15 protein-coding genes and 1 riboswitch are annotated in these 15725 nt (G+C 43.1%); of the genes, 7 read left to right on the top strand and 8 right to left on the bottom strand.

Annotated features, from left to right (window positions below):
• Positions 1–307: 307 nt before the first annotated feature.
• Positions 308–1234, top strand: coding sequence for a helix-turn-helix domain-containing protein (locus ABF487_RS05575; RefSeq protein ID WP_415634754.1), 927 nt, complete (start codon positions 308–310; stop codon positions 1232–1234).
• On the opposite strand, the gene ABF487_RS05580 is transcribed toward ABF487_RS05575, so the two are convergent.
• Genes ABF487_RS05580 through sufC form a run of 6 tightly spaced genes read right to left on the bottom strand, consistent with a single transcriptional unit; the run spans position 1231 to position 6728 of the window.
• The gene (locus ABF487_RS05580) at positions 1231–1557 is read right to left on the bottom strand and encodes a metal-sulfur cluster assembly factor (protein WP_415634755.1); all 327 of its coding nucleotides are present in this window, start codon (positions 1555–1557) and stop codon (positions 1231–1233) included. The genes ABF487_RS05575 and ABF487_RS05580 overlap by 4 nt on opposite strands.
• A gap of 9 nt (positions 1558–1566) precedes the next feature.
• On the bottom strand, positions 1567–2970 hold the full coding sequence (sufB, locus tag ABF487_RS05585) for a Fe-S cluster assembly protein SufB (RefSeq protein WP_415634756.1): 1404 nt from the start codon (positions 2968–2970) through the stop codon (positions 1567–1569).
• Positions 2963–3418, bottom strand: coding sequence for a Fe-S cluster assembly sulfur transfer protein SufU (gene sufU, locus ABF487_RS05590; protein ID WP_415626296.1), 456 nt, complete (start codon positions 3416–3418; stop codon positions 2963–2965). The genes sufB and sufU overlap by 8 nt, the downstream gene beginning before the upstream one ends.
• Complete coding sequence (locus tag ABF487_RS05595) at positions 3405–4643, bottom strand: cysteine desulfurase (RefSeq protein ID WP_415634757.1); 1239 nt, start codon at positions 4641–4643, stop codon at positions 3405–3407. The genes sufU and ABF487_RS05595 overlap by 14 nt, the downstream gene beginning before the upstream one ends.
• Positions 4636–5907, bottom strand: coding sequence for a SufB/SufD family protein (locus tag ABF487_RS05600; RefSeq protein ID WP_415634758.1), 1272 nt, complete (start codon positions 5905–5907; stop codon positions 4636–4638). Before ABF487_RS05600 ends, ABF487_RS05595 begins: the two co-directional genes overlap by 8 nt.
• On the bottom strand, positions 5904–6728 hold the full coding sequence (gene sufC / locus ABF487_RS05605) for a Fe-S cluster assembly ATPase SufC (protein ID WP_415634759.1): 825 nt from the start codon (positions 6726–6728) through the stop codon (positions 5904–5906). The genes ABF487_RS05600 and sufC overlap by 4 nt, the downstream gene beginning before the upstream one ends.
• A gap of 250 nt (positions 6729–6978) precedes the next feature.
• Here sufC and nrdD point away from each other — a divergent pair, with 250 nt between their 5' ends.
• The 3 genes from nrdD (at position 6979) to ABF487_RS05620 (ending at position 10793) form a co-directional block, all read left to right on the top strand.
• Entirely contained in the window at positions 6979–9147 is a 2169-nt protein-coding gene (gene nrdD / locus ABF487_RS05610; RefSeq protein ID WP_415634760.1) for an anaerobic ribonucleoside-triphosphate reductase, read from the top strand.
• A complete protein-coding gene (nrdG, locus tag ABF487_RS05615; protein WP_415634761.1) occupies positions 9148–9720 on the top strand; it encodes an anaerobic ribonucleoside-triphosphate reductase activating protein in 573 nt (190 codons plus the stop codon).
• A 98-nt stretch (positions 9721–9818) separates the two neighbouring features.
• On the top strand, positions 9819–10793 hold the full coding sequence (locus tag ABF487_RS05620; RefSeq protein ID WP_415634803.1) for a HoxN/HupN/NixA family nickel/cobalt transporter: 975 nt from the start codon (positions 9819–9821) through the stop codon (positions 10791–10793).
• A 45-nt stretch (positions 10794–10838) separates the two neighbouring features.
• Here ABF487_RS05620 and ABF487_RS05625 read toward each other — a convergent pair whose 3' ends face one another.
• Positions 10839–11126 (bottom strand): hypothetical protein, encoded by a 288-nt coding sequence (locus tag ABF487_RS05625; protein ID WP_007745296.1) that lies wholly within the window; start codon positions 11124–11126, stop codon positions 10839–10841.
• A gap of 152 nt (positions 11127–11278) precedes the next feature.
• Positions 11279–11450: riboswitch (Lysine riboswitch) on the top strand.
• Between the two features lie 97 nt (positions 11451–11547).
• Here ABF487_RS05625 and ABF487_RS05630 point away from each other — a divergent pair.
• From ABF487_RS05630 to mutY, 3 genes are all read left to right on the top strand, one after another.
• Positions 11548–13152, top strand: coding sequence for an ABC transporter substrate-binding protein/permease (locus tag ABF487_RS05630; protein ID WP_415634762.1), 1605 nt, complete (start codon positions 11548–11550; stop codon positions 13150–13152).
• Positions 13153–13158: 6 nt separating this feature from the next.
• On the top strand, positions 13159–13905 hold the full coding sequence (locus ABF487_RS05635; protein ID WP_007745294.1) for an amino acid ABC transporter ATP-binding protein: 747 nt from the start codon (positions 13159–13161) through the stop codon (positions 13903–13905).
• Positions 13906–14016: 111 nt separating this feature from the next.
• Positions 14017–15138 carry an A/G-specific adenine glycosylase gene (gene mutY / locus ABF487_RS05640; protein ID WP_415634763.1) on the top strand — a complete coding sequence of 374 codons (1122 nt, stop codon included), beginning with the start codon at positions 14017–14019 and terminating at the stop codon, positions 15136–15138.
• A gap of 69 nt (positions 15139–15207) precedes the next feature.
• Here the strand turns inward: mutY and ABF487_RS05645 are convergent, their stop codons facing one another.
• The gene (locus tag ABF487_RS05645; RefSeq protein ID WP_415634764.1) at positions 15208–15717 is read right to left on the bottom strand and encodes a thioredoxin family protein; all 510 of its coding nucleotides are present in this window, start codon (positions 15715–15717) and stop codon (positions 15208–15210) included.
• Positions 15718–15725 lie beyond the last annotated feature (8 nt).

Here is a 15725-nt window from a genome sequence, read left to right on the forward strand (position 1 = left end):
TTCGAATCATGAAATTCCATACAAAATCCATTTAACGATCAGATTTTTCTGTGTGAAAAAACCTCAAACCAGCGTGATATCGCGATTATTGCCAAAGGATTGACAATTCAAAATGACTGAATTCTGATCAAACGGCATTTAATAAAATGACTGTTTATTATAACCGGTCCTTGATTTTTTATTAATCACATTGTTTGATTGCCTATCTATCTTTTTTTATTTCATGAATAATGATATGATTTAAGAATAGGGATTATTGTTAAGTCAATTTTCACAATAAACGAATAAACGTTTCTAGGAGAACATGATGTTTTTAAATAAAATCATAGTCGCGCGTAGAAAAGAAATGAAAATATCTCAGATAAAGCTGGCTGCAGGCATTTGCACACAGGCCACCATTAGCAAATTAGAGAGCCAAGGTTTGGCACCATCGCCAGATATTCTTGTAAGAATCTGCAAGCGTTTGAACTTGACTTTAAATGATGTATTTTCAGATTTTAACGACGAAGTTAAAGAAGCACTTCAAAATAAAATAGATCAGGTTTTTCAGCTGACTTCAAGCTACCATTTTGAGAAAGCTGCCAAATTGCTGGACTCGATTAAAGAAAATCAAGCTCGGGACAAGGGCCTGCTCAATGTATTGTATTATCTCAAAGGCAATCTTGCATTAAATTGGAAAAAGGATTTTGACGAAGCACAATTTTTCTTTAATTGGATATTGGAGCATACGGCAAATGACCAAATCAGTTATGAACAACTCTTTGCACTCAAAGGCTTGGGCATTATTTACTTTGAAAAGAACAAGTCCGATTTAGCTGCTTACTATTTTGACCAGATTAATCAAGTGATTGTCGAAGATAAGAAATTCCCGGATAATCAAAGATCAGTTCATTTGCTGGCTAATTTAGCTAATTTTTACGCATCGAACAAGCAGTTCAAGAAGAGCCTCAAGGCTAGTCAAGCAGGCTTGGACATTATTAAAGAGACAAAAGTCTTTTCATATCTAGAACAGCTCCTTTATGCTAGAGCGTATGCACTGACTCAGACCGAAGCCGATTCTGAGCAGGTTAAGAGCTTACTGCAGCAAGCTCAGGCCTTTGCTCGTTTTAGCGGCAACCAATCGGTGGTCGATTATGTTGATCATTATTTCCAGACAGGAGAATTTAAAGCAGCCGATCGTCAAGAAGACGCTGTCGCAGATACAGAAAGTTTCCCGCTGCCATCCGGTAATTAATGAATGCCCAGATCCATCTTGGCCTCGCGCGACATCTTATCAATTGACCAGGCTGGTTCCCAGACTAAATCAATCTTGACTTTTTTAACCTCAGGCAATTCCTCTAATTGTTCTTGAATGGACCGATTCAGATAATCCGATAAAGGGCAGCCCATAATCGTCAAAGTCATTGTGATTGTGCAGCAGGCATCGGCCGATAGAGAGATACCGTAAATTAGACCGAGATTAACAATGTCGACGCCTAATTCTGGATCGATAATTTTAGATAACGATGCTAACGCTTTTGTTTCAAAAGCGTCTTTTTGTCCATCAGTCTGAGTCATGAACAATGTTTAGCCAATCGACCCTGCCATCTCAAAGCTGATCAAACGATTCAACTCGACCGCATATTCCATTGGCAATTCCTTGGTAAAGGGCTCGACAAAACCCATAATAATCATTTCTGTGGCTTTCTGTTCGGAAATACCGCGGCTCATCAAGTAGTAAAGCTGTTCTTCAGAAATCTTGGACACTTTGGCTTCATGTTCCATTGAGACATTGCCATTATAAATCTCATTGTAAGGAATCGTGTCGCTGGAAGATTTGTCGTCCATGATAATCGTGTCGCACTCGACATGCGAAAAAGAGCCGTCCGAATGTTCGCCAAAACGCACCTTGCCACGGTAATCAACGCGGCCGCCATCTTTTGAAATGGATTTGGAAATAATCGACGAAGATGTATTTTTTGCATTGTGAATCATTTGGGCACCTGTGTCTGAATCCATGCCGCTGCCGGCAACAGCAATCGACAGCATCGTACCGCGAGCACCTTCGCCATTCAAATACACCGACGGGTATTTCATCGTGGCCTTGGCGCCCAGATTGCCGTCGACCCATTCCATGATGGCACCTTCTTGAGCTTGAGCACGCTTGGTCTCCAAACTATAGACATTTTTTGACCAATTTTGGATCGTTGTATAACGGCAATAAGCATGTGGCAGCACATTAACTTCGACGACTGCGGCGTGCAGACTATCCGATTGATAATTCGGTGCCGTACATCCTTCGACGTAATTGATGCTGGCATCTTCATCAACAATGATTAAAGTCCGTTCGAACTGGCCGGAATTTTCAGCGTTCAAACGAAAATAAGACTGGATCGGTACAGTCGTCTTAACACCCTTAGGCACATAAATAAAACTGCCGCCCGACCAAACAGCTGAATTTAAAGCAGCAAATTTATTGTTGTCTGATTTGACCAGTTTGCCAAACCATTTTTTAAACAATTCCGGATATTCTTTTAAGGCCGAATCCGTATCCGTGAAGATAATACCTAGTTTTGCAAATGAGTCGCGCATATTGCCGTAGACAGCCTCGGATTCATATTGGGCCGAAGAACCAGCCAGATACTTTCTTTCTGCTTCAGGAACACCCAAGCGGTCAAACGTCTGCTTGATTTTATCCGGTACCTGATCCCAATCCCGATATTTTCTATCAGTCGGTTTTTGATAGTAAAGCATCTGCGACAAATCCATTTTGGATAAATCCGGGCCAAAATTCGGCATCGGCAAAGATTGATAGATTTGATAGGCATGCAGTCGATAATCAAGCATCCATTTCGGCTCTTCTTTTTCTTGGGATATTTGTCGAATAATATCTTCATTCAGACCACGACCGGTCGAAAAAACAGGTGCCACATTATCGTGAAACCCAAATTCATAACTGCTATCTTGGACAACATCCGACACTTTACTCATGCTTTTTCTCCAAATACTGGTCTAACAAATTATCCGCTGCATGCCAAGCCAGCGTTGCGCATCTAATACGCGTTGGAAATTCTGCGACAGAAGCTAAAACTGCAGCATCCCCGAGAGCCTGATTTTCTTGATCAGAAATAGGCTCGCCCATGATCAAGCGGCTAAAAGAAGCGATTAATTTTTTAGCATCGACCAAATTTTGACCCAGCAAAACGCTTGTCATCATACTAGCTGAGGCTTGAGAAATTGTACAGCCTTGACCTGTAAAAGCGATCTCGGCCACCTTCTCTGCCTGGAAAACCATTTCAACATCAATCGTATCGCCGCAAGTCGGGTTGCGCAGCATTAAGTGGTCGCTGAAATTTGTCAAATGGCCATAATGCTGGGGATGGGCTGCGTTTTCTAAAATCAGCTGACGGTATAAAAGATTTAATTTATCTAGCTGCATTAGAAAAGAACTCCTTTGTCCGCTGCAACCCGCTGATCAGACGGTCGACATCATCACGCGTATTGTAAAAATAAAAACTCGCACGAACAGCTGCGTTGATACCCAAATAATGCATCAAAGGTTGGGCACAGTGGTCGCCAGCACGGACTTCAATGCCTTGCAGATCCAAGGCCGTGGCCACATCGTGTGCATGCAGTTTGCCAAGATTAAAAGCAAGGACTGACGCATGTTTTGCAGCATCCAAAGGTCCATAAATTGTCAGACCATCAATCTGCGACAGACCTTTTAGAGCAGCTGCCATCAAGTCTTGTTCGTAGGCCTCAACCTGGTCCATACCTAGTGCCTGCAGATAATCGATCGCCGCAGCCAAACCAATTGCGCCGCCAATATTGGGCGTACCTGCTTCAAACTTCAAAGGGGCGGCCGCCCAAGTCGCCGATTGTTCATCCACGCGGTCAATCATTTCACCACCGAATTGGACTGGCGGCATCTGATCTAATAATGCCTTCTTACCATATAAAACGCCAATCCCTGCTGGTGCCAGCATTTTATGTCCGGAAAAGGCATAGAAATCAGCATCCAAATCCTGCACATCGACAGCAAAATGCGGTGCCGCTTGTGCGCCGTCAACGACCATATAAGCACCTTGCTCATGTGCCAAACGCGCGATTTTCTTAATCGGGTTAATCGTGCCTAAAACATTGGAGACTTGTGCAATGGCGACAATTTTAGTCCGTGAAGTCAGTTTGCGTTTTAAATCAGTCATATCTAGTTCGCCATCTGCTTGTAAGCCTATGTAAACAAGTTTGGCCTGTTTGCGCTGAGCTAATTGCTGCCAAGGAACCAAGTTGCTGTGATGCTCCATCTCGGAAATCAAAATCTCATCGCCGGCTGTCACAACCAAATCACCAAAACTACGGGCAACTAAATTCAGGCTTTCAGTCGTCGAGCGCGTGAAAACAATCGACTGGCTGTCAGCTGCGTGAATAAATCCCGCCACCTTGTCGCGTGCCGCTTCATAGCTATCTGTGGCGCGGCTGCTTAAAGTATTGATACTACGATGGACATTGGCATTATCATGCCGATAAAAGTCACTGACGGCTTTTAAGACAGATACTGGCCTTTGAGCAGTTGCGGCACTATCCAAATAATCCAGTTTTTCGCCATTAATCAGCTGTTGGAAAATCTCGAAATCATTTCTGGAATTGTTCAATCCATTATCCATTAAAAAGGCTCCTTTCAATCAAGAAAATCGCGTAGTCGGCAATCGCTTTATCGGAAATTTCACTCAAAGATTCAGCCAAAAAACCCTTGACTAATAAAGACTGGGCTTTGGATTTTGTCAGGCCGCGGCTGAGCAGATAATACAACTGCTGGCGATCAACCTGTCCAATACTGGCTGCGTGCCCGGCTATAACATCATTTTCATCAATTAATAAAATCGGATTGGCATCGCCCTGTACAAATTCAGACAACATCAGCAGACGATTTTCCTGCTGGGAATAAGCAGCGTGAGCCCCTTTGATAATCCGGCCAATGCCGTTAAAGACAAGTTTGGATTCATCCAGCAAGACGCCGTGCTGGACAATGTTGCCCACGCTATGACGTGCATAATTCGTAATTTTGGTATTAATACCCTGTGTCTGTTTGCCAGCAGTGATCGCCACGACTTTTGTCTCGGCGTTGGATCCGCTGCCGAGAAGATCAGAATAAAATTCGCTGACGACATTACCCTGATTCATTTCAACAAAAGTCGACTGAACCCTGGCATCTTGGTCCAGTTGCGATTTTCGGTAAATGTGCGCGCTCGTCTTAGCAGATAGTGTGTCTAAAACCGTATAAGTCAAAGTACTGTCGGCGTCGGCAAAAATAACAGTGCGCAAATCTGCTGCATTAGCACAATCACCCAAGGTAGAGACTTCCTGAGAAATTTCTGCTTGGGCACCAGTCTCCAAAACAATGATCATCAAATTGATGAAATTCTCTTCTTGACGGCTATCCTGCAGCTGCAAAATCTTCAGTGCTGAAGACAGATGAACATTTTTCGGAATATAAATGAACAAACCGCTATTGACTAAAGCAGCCTGCCACAAAGCTAAACCGTCCTGAGCCTTATTGGAAAAACATTTTCGAAAATATTTTTCAAATAAGGCAGCCCGTGTCGTCATAGCCTCTTCTAAATCGCAAACAACCACACCCTGCGCAATCAAATCTGCTGGCAAATCAATTTTGATCGTTTTCCGACCAAGAGTCACAACCGCCTGTGCCTTTCGGACCAAATTACCAGGCACATCAATGTGCGGCGGTATCGCTTTTAAATCAAATAAAGGCCAATCACGATAATCAATTTTTGGAAAACGCGGCGGCTGCTGATTCAGTGCCTGCTGCCAGCTATCCGCACGAAATTCAGCCAGCCATTTTGGTGCCTGAGGTAAAAGCCGTGCAGGCCAATCAGTATGCGTTTCAATTGACTGAGCAAGCGTCGTCACGATGCCTGGCCTCCCTGATTGGCTATTTGATCATCGTCAACTAAATCCACTTGAATACCCAGTTCATCGCGTAAACCAGCATAACCTTCGGCCTCTAATTTTTCCGCCAAAGAAGCATCACCTGTTTTGACAATCCGGCCGTCCATCATCACGTGAACCTGATCAGGATGAATATAATTCAGCAAACGCTGATAGTGCGTAATCATCAAAGTACCAAAATCTGGACTTGCCATCGTATTAACACCCTTAGCGACAACTTTTAGAGCATCAATATCCAGGCCAGAATCGATTTCATCTAAAATAGCAAATTTAGGACGGATCATCATCAGCTGAAGAATTTCATTACGTTTTTTTTCACCGCCGGAAAATCCTTCATTTAAATAACGGTCAGCCATGCTTTCCGGCATATTCAACAAAGCCAAATTCTGATCCAAATCTGACAAAAATTCACGGATTGGCATCGGCGATTTTTCCGGTCGCTGGGCATTAATCGCCGCACGCATAAATTCTGCATTCGTAATACCCTTTATTTCGACTGGATACTGCATGGCTAAAAAGAGTCCCAGGCGTGCTCGCTGATCGACCGAGTCTTGTAAAATATTATGGCCGTTCAGTAAAATCTCCCCTTCAGTGACCTGATATTTAGGATTTCCCATAATCGTCTCGGATAAGGTGGATTTGCCAGTGCCGTTTGGCCCCATGATGGCATGCGTTTCACCAGTCCTCAAAAGCAGATTGACACCCTTGAGAATCTCGTCTCGCTGTTTTGTCTCTTCATTTTCAATGCAAACATGCAAGTTTTTTATTTCCAATTTATCCATGCGATTCTGCTCCTTAGGACTATGATAATTAACTCACACTAACACGATTATTTTTTGTTGGGCAATGTTAAAAATTGATTAATTTTTTTGATTGGTATTTTGGCCGGCAGTCATTGCAAACTGTTAGTCGCACATACTTGTGAAGTCACTTTACGTGGTTTTTACAGCTGTTTTCGTAACAATTTTTCTGTTGCTTTTTGCCCTGATATCTCTTACGATAGTCCTTACCAAATCGATCAAAGGAGTTATGATGGCAGAAACAAAAACTGACTTAGAGACAGATAAATACTTGCTGGATAAGCTAGCTGTCATTAAAAATGACGGCGAGAAGACGAAGTTCCACTTATATAAAATAGGACTTGTATTGGACCAGATTTTGTCCGATGAACAGTCAGATGCAGGAGACGAAATTATCGCCAAACTGCTGGCTTTTTGCGAGGGCAGAAATGAAATCTCAACGGACGATATCCACACATTTATGATCGCGAGTTTGCGTGATCTTGGTTTAGACCAGGCCGCAGAAAAGTACATAGCCTACCGACAACAGGATATAAAAAAATTTGAGGAAGCTGTTGACCCAAGAATCAAACTTGAACAACTTTTAAGCAAAAAAGATAATATTGTCCACGAAAACGCTAATAAAGACAGCAATGTTTTTAGTACCCAACGCGACCTGACAGCCGGTATGGTCGGCAAATCTTTGGGACTAAAAATGATGCCGGAAACAGTTGCTAAAGCTCATTTGCGCGGCGACATTCATTACCATGATTTGGATTATTCGCCAATGACTGAAATGACCAACTGCTGTTTGGTCGACTTTAAAGAGATGCTGGCACATGGTTTTGAAATCGGCAATACCGATGTGACACCGCCGCATTCTATCGAGACGGCCACAGCTTTAATGGTGCAGATTTTTGCTAACGTTGCTTCCAGCCAATATGGCGGATGTTCATCGGACCGTACTGACGAACTGCTGGCACCTTATGCTGAGATGAATTATAAGAAGCATTTGGCTGAAGCGGCAAAATGGGTTGAACCTGATCAGCGTGAAGCGTTTGCCAAATCGCGGACGAAAAAAGACATTTATGATGCCATGCAGGCTTTGGAATACGGTATCAACACACTACTTTCTTCTCAAGGCCAGACGCCCTTCACGACGGTCGGATTCGGCTTAGGCACTTCTTGGATTGAGCGTGAAATTCAAAAAGCCATCCTTCAGATCCGTATCGAAGGCATGGGCAAACAGCATCGAACAGCCATTTTTCCTAAATTAATTTTCACTTTGAAACGCGGCTTGAACTTAAAGCCCGGTGACCCTAATTATGATGTCAAGGAACTCGCGATTGAATGTTCGACAAAAAGAATGTACCCGGACATCTTGATGTATGACAAGATCATCGAACTGACAGGCAGTTTCAAATCACCGATGGGCTGCCGCAGTTTTCTGCAGGGTTGGAAAGACGAAAATGGCAAAGAGGTTAACGCCGGGCGCATGAACTTGGGCGTTGTTACGATTAATCTGCCAAGAATCGCGATTGAATCCAAGGGAAACATGGCCATTTTTTGGGAAATCTTCAATGAACGTGCCGCAATTGCCAAAAAAGCCCTCCTAAATAAAATTGAACATGCCAAAATGGCCAAGCCGCAAAACGCCCCGATTTTATACCAGTCTGGTGCTTTTGGGAAACGACTGAAGGATGACGAGTCTGTCGATCAGCTGTTTACCCATCGCCGCGCGACTATTTCACTTGGTTACATCGGTCTATACGAAGTCGGGACAGTTTTCTTCGGGCCAAAATGGGAACACAATCAGACGGCTCACGATTTCACAGTCGAAATCGTTAAACAGATGCATGATTGCTGCGTTGCTTGGGAAAAAGAATACGATTATCATTTCAGCCTCTATTCAACACCGGCTGAGTCGCTGACTGATACTTTCTGCCAGCTTGACGAAGATCGTTTTGGCAAAATCCCGGACATCACAGAGAAGGAATATTATACAAACAGTTTCCACTATGATGTCCGCAAGAACCCAACACCATTTGAAAAGTTAACTTTCGAAAGGGATTATCCAGTCTACGCTTCTGGCGGCTTTATCCATTACTGCGAATATCCGAATTTAAAGCAAAATCCAAAAGCGTTGGAAGCTGTGTGGGATTGGGCCTATGACCAAGTGGGTTATTTAGGTACCAATACTTCCATCGATCATTGCTACAAATGCGGTTTTGACGGTGAATTCAAGCCAACCGCTAAGGGCTTTGAATGCCCAGTCTGCGGGAACCGCGACCCAGACACTTGTGATGTTGTTAAAAGAACCTGCGGCTATCTGGGCAATCCGCAAAAACGGCCAATGGTTCACGGCCGCCATAAGGAAATCGCATCCCGTGTTAAGAATATGACTTTAGGGAGCCTTGATTAAATGACAGTCGGTCCGAAGAATCCAAAACCTAAAGAATGGCTCTCAAAGGATCACAGCCTAGGCTACATCGCTTCTTACAAACCCTTTAATATGGTTGACGGGGAAGGTGTTCGCTGCAGTTTGTATGTCTCAGGCTGCTTGTTCAACTGCCCTGGTTGTTACAATGCCGTCGCACAAAACTTCCATTACGGCCATCTCTACACACAAGAATTAGAAGATCAGATCGTTAAAGATATGTCCCAGCCTTATGTCCAAGGCCTGACGTTACTGGGTGGCGAACCCTTCTTAAATACAGGCGTCACGATTAAAGTTTGCAAACGAATTCGGAAAGAATTCGGCCATGACAGAGATATCTGGTCTTGGACCGGTTACAAATGGGACGAACTGATGCAGGAATCAGACGATAAATTAGAGCTCTTAAGTTACTTGGATATGTTGATCGATGGCCGTTTTCTCGAATCTCAAAAGGACCTGACCCTGCAATTCCGCGGCAGTGCTAATCAGCGCATCATCGATGTACCAAAATCATTGCAGCAGCACAAGGTGGTTATTTGGAGCAAACTGCTTCGTTAACATTAGTATCCCGAAACAAAACAATAACTGTTTCAATTGTTTTGTTTTTTATTTCTCTTTTTTTGGAGTTTCCGTTGAAAAAAACAATCAATCACTCAATGATCCATGACTTTATTCGTTATGGCTTATATGTTTTACTCATTTTTTCCTTGGGCATCGGCTTGCTGTTAACGCACGCATTCAAGTATCCATCTATTTTAGCCTTGGCAATTTTGGCTTTCACTTTTGGTTTGCGACACGCTTTTGACATTGATCATATTGCCGCCATCGATAATATGACGCGGAAATTATTAAATGACAAAAAGAATGCACATGGTGTCGGCTTCAGCTTTTCTTTTGGTCACTCACTCGTAGTGATAATGATGACCATTATCACAGTACTGCTAGTCCAATGGGCCAAAAAAAGGATGCCGGATCTTAATCAATTCGGTGCGGCTATCGGCACTTTTCTGGCTGGAATGATGCTGATCATTTTGGCTGTTGTCAATATGTTTATTATCAGATCCATTTGGCTGAATTTTAAACACAGCTCGGAAGAAAACAAAAAACGCGGCACTGAAGGCCCCATCTATCATCTTTTTACAAAGTCACTCAGTCTTATTAATCATAATTGGCAGGTAATGATTGTGGGTTTTATTTTCGGATTGGGCTTTGATTCGGCTACACAAGTTGCTGTGCTGGCCACTTCAGTTGCCGCCGCTGATAAAGGCCTTCCTTGGATGGCAATTATGTCGATTCCAGTCATGTTCACAGCTGGTATGTGTTTAATGGATACCTGCGACGGTCTCTTTATGAGCACAGCCTATAGCTGGGTCTTTTCATCACCTTTTAGAAAACTGTATTACAACCTCGTCATCACAACTATCTCAGTAATTTCAGCCCTGACAATCGGGCTGATTGACCTTTATCAATCTATCAGTGTGATCTTCCACTGGCACAATGCAACGGCCAGTTGGATCAGCCAACTAGATTTCAATAAAATGGGTATCGCCTTAGTACTGCTGTTTGCCTGCACTTGGGCTGCTGCCATTATTTTTTGGCGATTGTTTTCATTAGATAAATATGATAAATAAAAAGAGCACCTTTAACTGATGCTCTTTTTATCATATTTTTTTAAATTATTTAACCTTTGCCCAAGTCCGCAAATCATCAAATGTTTTCTTAGGATCCTGTGATTCATCTCTGGCCAGCTCATCAATCCGGCTAGCAACCTTTTTCATGTCAACTTTAGGATATTCGTCAATCTTTTCAGACTTATGAACACCCGTATTATCATAAATTGACTTAAGCAAGTACCTTTCCACATTTTTGTCTTCATCCGCATTGAATGCGTCAATATTCTTGGCTAACATAACGGACAAACCTTCAATGTTCAGTTTTTCTGCTTCGGCTTCTTCTAATGCCATTTTGTTCACCTCTTACAACTCATATGATAAACAATAGTCAGGAAAGGTCAAACGTTTTTGGCAACTTTCTGCAACTTTAAGCAGACTGTATCAACTGACAAATTTGACTTGTGTTGATTTCCATAATATACTGCATAGGAATCTAGTAACCGCAATAAAATAGAGGCGCGGTTATCACGAAAATTGCTGAGCAGACAAAAGCGTTGATGCAATTGTAAGGATCGCCGCCGAAACAAGATTGAACCTGTCATTTAATCTTTGTTGGGCCATGTGGAAAGACTGCATGGACTGTCCTAGGATCACCTAGGGGGTGCTATTAATTGGGAATCTTATCTTCTTAATTTAAAATACCTTTTACCTCTATTAATCTCTGTTATTAATAGAGGTTTTTTGTCGTTGCAGGTTTGATGAAGGAGAGAAAATGTATTTGAAACAGAAAAGAAGCTGGCTGTCTATAATCGGTCTGCTCTTTGCCATACTCGTGATAGCTGCAGGAACTTTTCATAGCAGCCAAGCACAAGCCGCAAAGAAATCAAAGAAAGTCTTTTTAGTTGGTATGGAGGCCAACTATCCGCCTTTCAACTGGACGCAGCAGGATGCCAGCAATGGTGCCGTGCCCATTCAAGGATCCAATCTTTATGCTAACGGCTATGATGTACAAGTTTCTAAGCGCATTGCCAAACGTCTGGGACGACCTGTCGAAGTTGCCAAGACTGAATGGGATGGCCTGCTGCCAGCTTTGACTTCTGGAAAAATCGATGCGATTATCGCTGGTATGACGCCGACACCAGAAAGAGAGAAAACGATTGATTTTACTCGGGCATATTACAACTCCAAACAGATTATTGTTGTCAATAAAAACAGCAAATATGCCAAAGCAAAAACTTTAAAGGATTTCAAAGGTGCTAAGCTGACCGGGCAACTAAGCACTGTTCAATATGACCTGATCAAACAGATTAAGGGTGCTATCAGAGAACCAGCCATGCGCGATTTTTCATCGATGCGTGTTGCCCTGCAATCCAACACGATTGATGGCTACGTAGCCGAACTACCGGAAGGATACAGTATGGCCGTGGCTGACCCTAATGCCACTTACATTAATTTATCAGGCAAAGGCGGATTTGTGCTGGACAAGACCGAATCACAGGAAGCAATCGGCCTGCGTAAAAATGATCCGAATAAAGCAACGATCAATTCTGTCTTATCCAAATTGCCCAATAGCGAGCAATCACGTCTGATGCAGCAGGCCGTTAAAGAGCAGCCGCAGACAAGTTCTCAGGGTAACTGGTTTATTGATATTTGGCAGCAATACGGTGGCATGCTGCTACGCGGTATTGGTATGACGCTGCTGCTGGCAATTGTCGGAACGGCTGTCGGCTTTATTATCGGGCTGCTGATAGGTATTGTGAGAACCATCCCAGCACCCAAAAAGCGCTTGCAGCGTTATCTGATTAATTTCGTTAACTGGCTGCTGTCTGTCTATATTGAAGTCTTTAGAGGCACGCCCATGATCGTTCAAGCGGCAGTTTTCTATTACGGCGCCGCTCAAGCCTTCGGCATTAACTTGGATCGAACCACCTCGGCATTGATTATTGTTTCTATTAATACAGGTGCATATCTGGCCGAAATTATCCGTGGCGGTATTATCTCAATTGACCAAGGCCAATTCGAAGCTGCGACTGCTTTGGGGATGACGCATTTTCAGCAAATGAATAAAATTGTCCTGCCGCAAGCTGTCCGCAACAGTATCCCGGCCGTGACCAATGAATTTATTGTGAACATCAAAGACACATCGGTGCTAAGTATCATCTCTGTGTCAGAACTGTTCTTCACCGGTTCAACAATTGCCGGACAGAACTTCCAGTTCTTCCACACTTATCTGACCATTTCTCTCATCTATCTGATCATGACCTTCACGATTACACGAATCTTCAGATTGATTGAAAAGAAATTAAATGGTCCGAAAAACTATGATTTAATGACCAATGATTTCCAAATTGCAACACCGAAAATTGCCGGAAAGTGAGCGAAAATGGAAAAAGATAACATTCTAACGATTCAACATTTGAAAAAATCTTTCGGACAGCACGAAGTTTTAAAAGACATTGATTTGCAGGTGCAACGCGGTGAGGTCATGACCATCATCGGATCTTCCGGATCCGGTAAATCAACATTACTGAGATGCTTGAATTTGCTGGATGATGCCACGGCTGGTGAAATTCTCTATAACGGCCAAAATATTCTTGACCCGAATTTCAACCGTATTCAGTATCGTGCTAAAGTCGGTATGGTCTTCCAACAGTTCAACCTCTTCAATAACTTAAATGCTTTGGAAAATTGTGTTGTGGCTCAAACAACCGTTTTGAAAAAGAGTCCTGCTGAGGCTGAGAAGAATGCACTGGCTCAATTAGAAAAAGTTGGTATGGGCCCGTATGTCAAAGCTAAACCAGCACAACTATCTGGTGGGCAAAAACAACGTGTCGCAATCGCACGAACACTGGCAATGTCGCCTGATATGATTTTGTTTGATGAGCCGACTAGTGCCCTAGATCCAGAAATGGTTGACGGGATTCTTGATATCATGAAAGATCTAGCACATACCGGACTAACAATGATTCTTGTTACGCATGAAATGGGTTTTGCCCGTGATATTTCCGACCATGTCGTCTTCATGGACCAAGGCGTGATCGCTGAACAAGGCAGCGCCGAACAGATTTTTTCTTCTCCGAAGAATCCGCGGACGCAAGAATTTTTGCAGCGTTATTTGAAACGACTGTGATTTCAAAAACTGGATCTGCCAAAAATGGCAAGTCCAGTTTTTTTATATCAATTTTTAAAAATCTTCGGGCGTTACAATATAGTCTGAGTGAGATAGGAGCAGCAATAGTACATGATTGAGTGGCCAGAAAGCAAAATTCATGCTTTTCAAAAAACATTATTAGATTGGTACGATCATAACAAACGCGATCTGCCCTGGCGGCGGAACCATGACCCCTATCATGTCTGGATTTCAGAAATCATGCTCCAGCAGACGCAAGTCCATACGGTCATTCCTTATTACGAGCGTTTTATGGGTGAATTTCCGAGTGTGGCTGATTTAGCCAACGCAGATGAAGGCAGATTAATGAAAGCCTGGGAGGGACTAGGCTATTATTCACGTGCCCGAAACTTGCAGAAAGCGGCTAGGCAAATTGTCCAGGATTATGACAATGTCTGGCCGCGTGATATTGCTAAGTTGCAAAAGTTGGCCGGCATCGGGCCTTATACGGCTGGTGCCATCGCGAGTATCGCTTTTAATCAGCCAGTCCCAGCAGTCGATGGCAATGCTTTTCGCGTTTTCTCGCGCTTGTTAGAAATTGATGATGAAATCAGCAAGCCGCAAACACGCAAAATTTTCGAACAAGTTATCAGCAAAATTATCTCTCAAGAACGCCCTGGCGATTTCAACCAAGCCATTATGGATTTAGGTTCCAGCTATATGACTGCAGCCAATCCAGATTCAGACCACTCGCCTGTTAAGGCCTTTAATCAAGCCTACATTGACGGCGTTGAACTGAACTACCCTGTGAAAAATAAAAAGCCCCGCCCTATCGAAGTCGACTATTTTGCTTTGGTTATTCGTTCATCGGCTGGCATTTTGATGGAAAAACGGCCGGATAGCGGCATCCTAGCTGATTTTTGGACTTTTCCTCTCGTGGCCAAAGAAGATCTGCTGGCCTTTAGCGGACAAGACGAATTTGCAGAAGACGATGATGCGCTGACAGCCATGACGGATTATTTTGCCCAGCAATATGGGCTAACTCTGGCCTTTCAGTTCTTGCCCGTCAAGAAAGTCACGCATGTTTTCACTCATCGCAAATGGCTTATGACACTTTTATCTGCTGATTTGACGGCTGAAAGCGACTTAAGTCGTTTTCCAGGCCGATTCTTTAGCAAAGAGGATTTTCTACAGCACGCTTTTCCCAAAGTGCAGCAAAAATTAATCGCTCAAGTGAATTCTTTGGATGAATAATCTATACAAAAATTTCGTCTATTCCTTGAACGTTTTCAATTGAAGAATTTAGCAGGATAATCTCACAGCTTATTCCGTTATCAATTCTCTTAGCTGCTTTTCTAAGCGTGAATGCTGTTCTCTCGTCATCGATGCAAGTGGTGCATTGTGGCCTTTGACTGTACCGATATGTGTTTTCACTTTACCATCCTTTTGAATCACGACGATAAAGGGTACGGACAAGCGTTTTTCAAAAGTATGCTTGATGAAAAACTTTTCTAAAACAATGTTATCGACACTTCGATAGTTATCTGCACGCGTATTCACCACTTGTGCCTGCTTATGCTGACGTTTTAGTTCACGATCGAATACCGGCAGCAGTTCGACACACCAAGGACAATTTGGATAACCAAAGTAATAGATGCCTGGTTTAGCCTCTCTGGTCATGGCCGCCAATGTTTTTGCAGGTGCATCGTGAATAAAGCGTGGGCTTTTATCTTGATAAACTGGTGTTTTTGTCTGAGTTTGTCTGACTGCTAGAACATAAGTTGCATAAAAACCAGCTCCTAACAAACATAGTGACAATATAATAAGACTCATTCGTTTCA

Origin of the sequence: Oenococcus sp., from assembly GCF_047725585.1 — a bacterium.
Taxonomy (GTDB): domain Bacteria; phylum Bacillota; class Bacilli; order Lactobacillales; family Lactobacillaceae; genus Oenococcus; species Oenococcus kitaharae_A.

Bases quoted from the DNA above. Each gene is read 5' to 3' on its own strand.
- ABF487_RS05580 (WP_415634755.1), bottom strand. From the start codon at position 1,557: ATGACTCAGACTGATGGACAAAAAGACGCTTTTGAAACAAAAGCGTTA.
- ABF487_RS05595 (WP_415634757.1), bottom strand. From the start codon at position 4,643: ATGGATAATGGATTGAACAATTCCAGAAATGATTTCGAGATTTTCCAA.
- ABF487_RS05630 (WP_415634762.1), top strand. From the start codon at position 11,548: ATGTATTTGAAACAGAAAAGAAGCTGGCTGTCTATAATCGGTCTGCTC.
- sufB (WP_415634756.1), bottom strand. From the start codon at position 2,970: ATGAGTAAAGTGTCGGATGTTGTCCAAGATAGCAGTTATGAATTTGGG.
- ABF487_RS05645 (WP_415634764.1), bottom strand. From the start codon at position 15,717: ATGAGTCTTATTATATTGTCACTATGTTTGTTAGGAGCTGGTTTTTAT.
- ABF487_RS05635 (WP_007745294.1), top strand. From the start codon at position 13,159: ATGGAAAAAGATAACATTCTAACGATTCAACATTTGAAAAAATCTTTC.
- sufC (WP_415634759.1), bottom strand. From the start codon at position 6,728: ATGGATAAATTGGAAATAAAAAACTTGCATGTTTGCATTGAAAATGAA.
- ABF487_RS05620 (WP_415634803.1), top strand. From the start codon at position 9,819: ATGATCCATGACTTTATTCGTTATGGCTTATATGTTTTACTCATTTTT.
- ABF487_RS05575 (WP_415634754.1), top strand. From the start codon at position 308: ATGTTTTTAAATAAAATCATAGTCGCGCGTAGAAAAGAAATGAAAATA.
- nrdG (WP_415634761.1), top strand. From the start codon at position 9,148: ATGACAGTCGGTCCGAAGAATCCAAAACCTAAAGAATGGCTCTCAAAG.
- ABF487_RS05625 (WP_007745296.1), bottom strand. From the start codon at position 11,126: ATGGCATTAGAAGAAGCCGAAGCAGAAAAACTGAACATTGAAGGTTTG.
- nrdD (WP_415634760.1), top strand. From the start codon at position 6,979: ATGGCAGAAACAAAAACTGACTTAGAGACAGATAAATACTTGCTGGAT.
- mutY (WP_415634763.1), top strand. From the start codon at position 14,017: ATGATTGAGTGGCCAGAAAGCAAAATTCATGCTTTTCAAAAAACATTA.
- sufU (WP_415626296.1), bottom strand. From the start codon at position 3,418: ATGCAGCTAGATAAATTAAATCTTTTATACCGTCAGCTGATTTTAGAA.